The following is a 6,291-nucleotide window of genomic DNA, read 5'->3' as shown; positions in this document are numbered from 1 at the left end:
CGGCCGCGATCCGCGAGGCTGGGACCGGCCTCAAGGACGCCTGGCGCGCGCAGATCACCGGCGCGGGGCTCGGGCCCCGGCTCGCCCGCACCATCCGGTCGGAGCAGTTCCCCAAGGGCAAGCCCAGCCTCAGCGCCGCGGCACTGGTCTGGTCGAACGCCCCGGTCATCGTCGGCGCGCACGACACCGGCCCACTGATCCGGTCGAAGAACGGGTTCTGGCTCGCGATCCCGCTCCCCGCCGCAGGCAAATCCCTGCGCGGCGGCCGGATCACCCCCGGCGAATGGGAGCGGCGACGCGGCCTCCGGCTGCGGTTCGTCTATCGCCGCACCGGCCCGAGCCTGCTGGTCGCGGAGGGGCGGCTGAACACGAAGGGCCAAGCCGTGGTGTCGCGTTCCAAGACCGGGCGCGGCACGGTCACCGCGCCGATCTTCCTGCTGGTGCCGCAGGTCAAGCTGCCGAAGCGGCTGGACCTGGCGCGGGACGCGGCGCAGGCTCACGACGCGGTGCCGGGGCTGATCGTGGCGAACTGGGTGGAGACCCGTTTCTGAACGGAGGTCGACCTCGGAGCAGCATTGGCATATATTGCCAATGCGCTGCAGGAGATCCCCATGGCCACCCGAAACGTCGTCCTGACCGATACGCAATCCGAACTGGTCGACCGGCTGGTCGCGTCGGGGCGATACCAGAATGCCTCCGAGGCGCTGCGGGCGGGCCTGCGGCTGCTCGAGCGCGAGGAAGCCGAACTGGGCGAACTGCGCGCCCGGCTGAACGCGGGCCTCGAGGAGGCGCGATCGGGCGCGCTCGCCGAAGGCTCCGGTGAGGACGCGATCCGCCGAGCTTTCGCCGCAGCGCGCAATGCCTCCTGATGCCGAAGCCCTGGCGGCTGACGCTGAGGGCGGAAGCCTCGCTGATCGACATCGCAAGATGGACGCTCGAGACCTTTGGCCCGCGTCAGGCCGAGGCGTATGAAGAGGATCTGATCGCCCTGTGCCGCGCGATCGCGGCCGGGACGGCGCAGACGCAGGACTGCCGCCGCCTGATCGATCCGGACCTGCCCGAGGATCTTCGGTTCGCGCGGGCGGGCCAGCATTTCGTCGTCTTCATCGAGGACGCCGAGCAGGTGATCATCATCGACTTCCTGCACGGCCGATCCGACCTGCCGCGGCGGCTCGCCAATCTTCCCGTGCCGAAAGGCGACAGGGATCGCTGACGGCTGGACTCGTCCCGGAGAACCGGGATCGCCATGCCCACCCCTCGCGAAACCATCCTCGCCGCGCTGCACGCGCGGCTCTCGACGCTGTCCGCCACCGCCCTGCGCGGCGAGGTGCTGCCCGAGCGCGTGCCCACAGAGGGCCTCCTGATCCTTCGCGACGGCGAACCGGGCGAGCCCGAGGTTACGTTGTCGCCGTTGGCCTATCACTACCAGCACCGTGCCGAGATAGAGGCGGTCGTGCAGGGAGCCGACCGCGACGCCGCCTTCGATACGCTCTGCGCCAGCGTGGGTACGACAATTGCAGCCGACCGCACGCTGGGCGGGCTCTGCAACTGGCTCGAGGCGGAATCGCCACGGCCCGTGGATCTGCCCGTTGAGGGCGCGGCCAGCCTGAAGGCGGCCGTGATCCCTGTGATCCTGCACTACACCACGGCCGACCCGCTGTCCTGACCCCCAACACCACAGGAGACGAGACGATGGCACGAGCCCTTGGGGCGCGGGCGCAGATGGCGCTGGCGTTCGAGACGACCTATGGCACGCCGCCCGCCAGCGGCTACACGCGGATGCCGTTTGCCAGCACCACGCTGGGGGCCGAGCAGCCGCTGCTGAACAGCGAGTTGCTCGGCTACGGCCGCGATCCGCTGGCGCCGATCAAGGACGTGCTCACGGCCGATGGTGATGTGGTGGTGCCGATCGATGCCGAGGCCTTCGGCTTCTGGCTGAAGGGGGCATTCGGGACGCCGACGACCACCGGCACCGCGCCCGGCCCCTTCACGCATGAGTTCCGCTCGGGCGGCTGGGTGCTGCCCTCGATGGCCATCGAGGTCGCCATGCCCGAGGTGCCGCGCTTTGCCATGTACGCGGGCTGTGTCGTCGACCAGCTCTCGTTCCAGATGCAGCGGGCGGGGCTGCTGACCGCCACCGCCCGGCTGGTCGCGCAGGGCGAGGCGCTGGCGGCGACCACCGGCGCAGGCACGCCCGCGGCGCTGGAGCTCCTGCGCTTCGGCCATTTCAACGGCACAGTCACCCGCAACGGCGCGGCGCTCGGGAACCTCGTCACGGCCGAGGTGACCTATGCCAACAACCTCGACCGGATCGAGACCATCCGTGCCGATGGACGGATCGACGGGGCCGATCCCGGCATGGCGGCGCTCACGGGCCGGATGGAGGTGCGCTTCGCCGACCAGGTGCTGGCCAACCAGGCCATCGCCGCGGACCCCTGCGAGATCGAGCTCGGCTGGACGCTGCCTTCGGGCGAGAGCCTGACCTTCACCATCCACGCCGTCTACCTGCCGCGTCCGCGCATCGAGGTGCCGGGACCGCAAGGCATCCAGGCGACCTTCGACTGGCAGGCGGCGGTCGATCCCGCGCTCGGGCGAATGTGCACCGTGACGCTGGTGAACGAGAGGGAGACATATTGATGCTGACGCTCGACCTGACGAACGCGCCGCGCTGGCTCGATCTGCTGCCCGGGGTGCGGCTGAAACTGCGCCCGCTCACCACCGCGCTGATGGTCTCGGCCCGGGCCGATCCGGCGGTCGAGGCCCTGCCGCCCGAGGCCACGACCGAGGAACTGGCGCTCGCCATGGCCAAGGCGGTGGCGAGGCGCGCGGTGCTGGACTGGGAGGGCGTCGGCGATGCCGCGGGCAACCCGGTCGCTGTCAGCCCCGAGGGGATCGACGCGCTCCTCGATATCTGGCCCGCCTTCGAGGCGTTCCAGGCGGCCTATGTCGCCAAGGGCCTGCTTCTGGAACAGGAAAAAAACGCCTCTGCGCCCTCGCCGACTGGTCCTACGGCGGGGGCGAAGGCTACTGCGCGGCCTGCCCGCAAGCCTGCCCGGACTGCCCCGCAAGGCTGAACCGGCCGCTCACCTTTGAAGGCGCACAGGTCTGGGACCTGGCGCAGCGACTCGGCGGCCAGTTGCGCATCCTCCCCGGCGCGGTGATCGGCTGGGACATGGGTGCGGCGCTCGCGCTGGGCCGCGCGCTGGGCGTCCCGCCATTGGCCATGGCCGAATTCCTGCCGCCCATCGAGGCGGTGATGGTGCGCAAGATCAACGAGCAGATGGCGGCAGAGCGCGGCTGATGGTCAGGTGGCTACCTTCGGGATAAGCCGGACCCCCGGCAGACCGTCGAAATGTGCATCGCAGGTCACCAGCGTCGCGTCCCTGGCGCGCGCCGTGGCGAAGACGATGGCATCGGCGGTTGCGAGGCGATGCGCGCGGCAGGCCTCTGCCGCCGCGAGAGCGATCTCGGTGTCGAGCGGTACCACCTGGCAGACCTGCGTGAAGGCGATGACCTGATCGGCCTTGTCCTCGCCCACCTCGCGGGCGAGCCACTTGGCGAGCTCAAGCTGGACCATGGTCGGCACCACCCAGGCCTCCTGCTCGGGCAGATGCCCGGCAACCGCCTCGCCGGTGGGCGAGCCGATCAGCCATTCGATCCAGGCCGAAGTGTCGACGAGGATCATCAGGTCCGGTCCGACCGGTCGCGATAGTCCTCGGGCCGCGCCCCCTTCGCGAGCCCTTGAAGGCTCTCCTTCTTCGGCACCGGCACAAGAAGCACGCCGGTGCCCTTCGGGATGAAGGCGAAGGTCAGCCCGGCCTCCCAAGCATGCGCAGCCCGGATCGCCTTGGGGATCGAGATCTGGAACTTCGAGGACAGGGTCGCGGTCTCGGCCATCGTCATACGCCTCATGGATCGATCAAAATAACGTAAGACACGAAAGTCCCCAAGGCAAGGAGCATCCGATGACCGAGAAGCGCGTATCCGTCCGCCTTGCGGCGGTGGGCGGTCGGCAGGTGCGTGCCGAACTGGAAGGTGTCGGCGAAGCGGGTGCGCGCGGCTTCGGACGGCTCAGCCGTGAGATGGAGCTGGCCAATACCCGGCTCGCCGCTTTCGCGCGCCGCGCGCGCATCGCGGCCGCGGCTGCGGCCGGGGCGCTGGCGGCGGCGGCCACGGCGATGATCCGCTCGGGGCTCTCGACGGTCGATGCGCAAGCGAAGCTGGCGGCCTCGCTGGATACGACAGTCGAAAGCATCCAGGTGCTCGAGCGCGCAGGCGATCTGGCGGGCGTGTCCATGGGCCAGGTCGAACAGGCGGCGATGCAGCTCACCCGGCGGCTGAGCCAGGCGGCGGCCGGCGCTGGCCCCGCGACGGAAGCCCTGCGCCGCCTGCGGCTGTCTGCTGGAGAGCTGCAGGCCCTGCCGCTCGACCAGCGCATCGCGCTGATCCAGGATCGGCTGGCGGATCTCGTGCCCGAGGCAGAACGCGCGGCGGTCGCGTCGCAGCTCTTTGGCGACCGGGCGGCGCTGGTCTTCACCCGGATCGACACGGCCACGCTGCGGCAGGCGACACAGGACGTGCGCGACTTCGGCGTCGTCGTCAGCGATCAGGACGCCCGCCAGATCGAGCGGACCAATGACGCCATCTCGCGCCTCGGCCTGATCTGGCGCGGGCTGTCGAACCAGCTGGCGGTCGCGGCGGCGCCTGCGCTCGAGGCGGTGGCCGACGCCATGGCAGCGGTCGCGCGCACCACCGGGCCGCTCGGCATCGCGATCCGGACCCTGTTCGACAACCTCGGACGGCTGGTCAGCATCGCGGGCACCTTCGCCGCCCTGATGGCCGGGCGCTGGGTCGCCGGGCTGGCGGCTGCGGCGCTGTCGGTGCGCGGGCTGGCCACGACGCTCGTCCTCCTGCGCGGGGCGCTGATCCGCACCGGCATCGGCGCGCTGATCGTCGGCGCGGGCGAGCTGCTCTATCAGTTCTCCCGCCTCGTCACGGGAGCCGGTGGCTTCGGCAATGCGCTGGAGCTGATGGGCAATGTCGCCCGCGCGGTCTGGGACGGCATCAAGACCACGATGGGCTCGCTGGTCGACGATTTCCGGGCGCTCCGCGCGGATATCGAGAGCATCTGGACCCGGCTCATGGCCTTCCTCGCAGGCAAATGGGCCGATTTCCTCGGGATGATCGGGCCCACCTTCAACGCCGTGGCCGACCGGATCGGCGCGGATTTCCAGATCGACTGGTTCGGGGCGCAGTCATGGGCATCCATGCTCGACCATGCCGCCAGCAACGCAGGCACCATGGCCGAGCGGTTTCGCCAGCGCGCGGCGGATACGCGCGCGGGGGCCTTCGACGGGGTGCGCGAGGCGGTCACTGCGCTGGTCGAGGCGGTGCGCGGCTCGGGCGCGGAAACCGAAGGCGCGCTGGACGCCGCTGCCGCCGGGGCCCGGCGCGTCGCGGAAGCGCTGGACGAGGCGGAGATCTCGGCAGGACGTGCTGGCGCTGCCGGACGGCAGGCGGGGACGGATACGGCAACGGGAGCAGATGCGGCCGTCACCGGATGGCAGGCGGTCACCGCCGCACTCGCCGACTATGCAGCGAGAGCGCGCGAGATCGGGGCCGATATCGGCCAGGCGCTCGTGGGAGCGTTCGGGGCGGCCGAGAACGCGGTCGCCGACTTCGTCCGCAAGGGCAAGCTCGACTTCCGCGATCTGGTGACCTCGATGATCGCCGATCTCTCCCGGCTCGCCGCGCGGCGCTTCATCCTCGGCCCGCTGGCGGGGCTGCTGTCGGGCGTGCTCGGCGGTGCCGGAGGCATGTTCGCCTCGGTCCTGCACGCGGGCGGCACGGTCGGCATGGCCGGTCCCGGCCGGATGGTCCCGGCGCTCGCTTTCGCGGGCGCGCCGCGGATGCATTCGGGCGGCTGGGTCGGGCTGAAGCCGGACGAGGTGCCCGCTATCCTCCAGCGCGGCGAGCGCGTGCTCTCGCGCCGCGAGGCCGCCGGGTACACCGGGCGCGGGGCCGCGCCCTCCGTCAATGTCACCATCATGACCCGCGACGCCGAGAGCTTCCGCCAGTCGCGCACCCAGCTCGCCGCCGACATCGCCCGCGCGGTGTCGATGGGCCGCCGCGGTCTCTGAGGATCCCGACAATGGCCTTCCATGAAGTCCGTTTCCCCGATGCGATCAGCCGCGGCGCGCGCGGCGGCCCGGAACGGCGTACCCAGATCGTCGAACTGGCAAGCGGGGCCGAGGAGCGCAACGCCAGCTGGGCCAACTCGCGCCGCCGCTA

The 6,291-nt window shown here is 71.0% G+C and carries 11 protein-coding genes; 9 read left to right on the top strand and 2 right to left on the bottom strand.

The features are described 5' to 3' along the window. From GT358_RS16125 to GT358_RS16095, 7 genes are all read left to right on the top strand, one after another. Nucleotides 1-551: DUF6441 family protein (locus GT358_RS16125; protein WP_166583662.1), on the top strand; the 551-nt coding region annotated here is incomplete at its 5' end. Nucleotides 552-611: 60 nt separating this feature from the next. Next, the gene (locus tag GT358_RS16120; protein ID WP_166583661.1) at nucleotides 612-869 is read left to right on the top strand and encodes a type II toxin-antitoxin system ParD family antitoxin; all 258 of its coding nucleotides are present in this window, start codon (nucleotides 612-614) and stop codon (nucleotides 867-869) included. Further along, nucleotides 869-1,213 carry a type II toxin-antitoxin system RelE/ParE family toxin gene (locus tag GT358_RS16115; protein WP_166583660.1) on the top strand — a complete coding sequence of 115 codons (345 nt, stop codon included), beginning with the start codon at nucleotides 869-871 and terminating at the stop codon, nucleotides 1,211-1,213. Before GT358_RS16120 ends, GT358_RS16115 begins: the two co-directional genes overlap by 1 nt. Before the next feature lie 33 nt (nucleotides 1,214-1,246). Continuing rightward, nucleotides 1,247-1,666: an acyl-CoA transferase gene (locus GT358_RS16110; protein ID WP_166583659.1), complete on the top strand. Its 420-nt coding sequence runs from the start codon at nucleotides 1,247-1,249 to the stop codon at nucleotides 1,664-1,666. Between the two features lie 26 nt (nucleotides 1,667-1,692). Then, nucleotides 1,693-2,637 (top strand): phage tail tube protein, encoded by a 945-nt coding sequence (locus GT358_RS16105; RefSeq protein WP_166583658.1) that lies wholly within the window; start codon nucleotides 1,693-1,695, stop codon nucleotides 2,635-2,637. Next, nucleotides 2,637-3,074: a hypothetical protein gene (locus tag GT358_RS16100; RefSeq protein WP_166583657.1), complete on the top strand. Its 438-nt coding sequence runs from the start codon at nucleotides 2,637-2,639 to the stop codon at nucleotides 3,072-3,074. Before GT358_RS16105 ends, GT358_RS16100 begins: the two co-directional genes overlap by 1 nt. A 62-nt stretch (nucleotides 3,075-3,136) precedes the next feature. Continuing rightward, the gene (locus GT358_RS16095; RefSeq protein WP_166583653.1) at nucleotides 3,137-3,301 is read left to right on the top strand and encodes a hypothetical protein; all 165 of its coding nucleotides are present in this window, start codon (nucleotides 3,137-3,139) and stop codon (nucleotides 3,299-3,301) included. A gap of 3 nt (nucleotides 3,302-3,304) precedes the next feature. On the opposite strand, the gene GT358_RS16090 is transcribed toward GT358_RS16095, so the two are convergent. Then, a complete protein-coding gene (locus GT358_RS16090; protein WP_166583656.1) occupies nucleotides 3,305-3,685 on the bottom strand; it encodes a type II toxin-antitoxin system VapC family toxin in 381 nt (126 codons plus the stop codon). Further along, nucleotides 3,685-3,912 (bottom strand): AbrB/MazE/SpoVT family DNA-binding domain-containing protein, encoded by a 228-nt coding sequence (locus tag GT358_RS16085; RefSeq protein WP_243730944.1) that lies wholly within the window; start codon nucleotides 3,910-3,912, stop codon nucleotides 3,685-3,687. The genes GT358_RS16090 and GT358_RS16085 overlap by 1 nt, the downstream gene beginning before the upstream one ends. A gap of 53 nt (nucleotides 3,913-3,965) precedes the next feature. Here GT358_RS16085 and GT358_RS16080 point away from each other — a divergent pair, with 53 nt between their 5' ends. Further along, a complete protein-coding gene (locus GT358_RS16080; RefSeq protein WP_166583655.1) occupies nucleotides 3,966-6,140 on the top strand; it encodes a phage tail tape measure C-terminal domain-containing protein in 2,175 nt (724 codons plus the stop codon). A gap of 11 nt (nucleotides 6,141-6,151) precedes the next feature. Beyond that, nucleotides 6,152-6,291 (top strand): DUF2460 domain-containing protein (locus GT358_RS16075; protein ID WP_166583654.1); only part of this gene is annotated, 140 nt, incomplete at its 3' end.

This window comes from Rubellimicrobium sp. CFH 75288 (genome assembly GCF_009904055.1).
GTDB lineage: Bacteria > Pseudomonadota > Alphaproteobacteria > Rhodobacterales > Rhodobacteraceae > Rubellimicrobium.
This window is presented reverse-complemented; position numbering and strand designations above follow the sequence as displayed.

Bases quoted from the DNA above. Each gene is read 5' to 3' on its own strand.
- GT358_RS16110 (WP_166583659.1), top strand. From the start codon at position 1,247: ATGCCCACCCCTCGCGAAACCATCCTCGCCGCGCTGCACGCGCGGCTC.
- GT358_RS16100 (WP_166583657.1), top strand. From the start codon at position 2,637: ATGCTGACGCTCGACCTGACGAACGCGCCGCGCTGGCTCGATCTGCTG.
- GT358_RS16105 (WP_166583658.1), top strand. From the start codon at position 1,693: ATGGCACGAGCCCTTGGGGCGCGGGCGCAGATGGCGCTGGCGTTCGAG.
- GT358_RS16120 (WP_166583661.1), top strand. From the start codon at position 612: ATGGCCACCCGAAACGTCGTCCTGACCGATACGCAATCCGAACTGGTC.
- GT358_RS16080 (WP_166583655.1), top strand. From the start codon at position 3,966: ATGACCGAGAAGCGCGTATCCGTCCGCCTTGCGGCGGTGGGCGGTCGG.
- GT358_RS16085 (WP_243730944.1), bottom strand. From the start codon at position 3,912: ATGAGGCGTATGACGATGGCCGAGACCGCGACCCTGTCCTCGAAGTTC.
- GT358_RS16090 (WP_166583656.1), bottom strand. From the start codon at position 3,685: ATGATCCTCGTCGACACTTCGGCCTGGATCGAATGGCTGATCGGCTCG.
- GT358_RS16115 (WP_166583660.1), top strand. From the start codon at position 869: ATGCCGAAGCCCTGGCGGCTGACGCTGAGGGCGGAAGCCTCGCTGATC.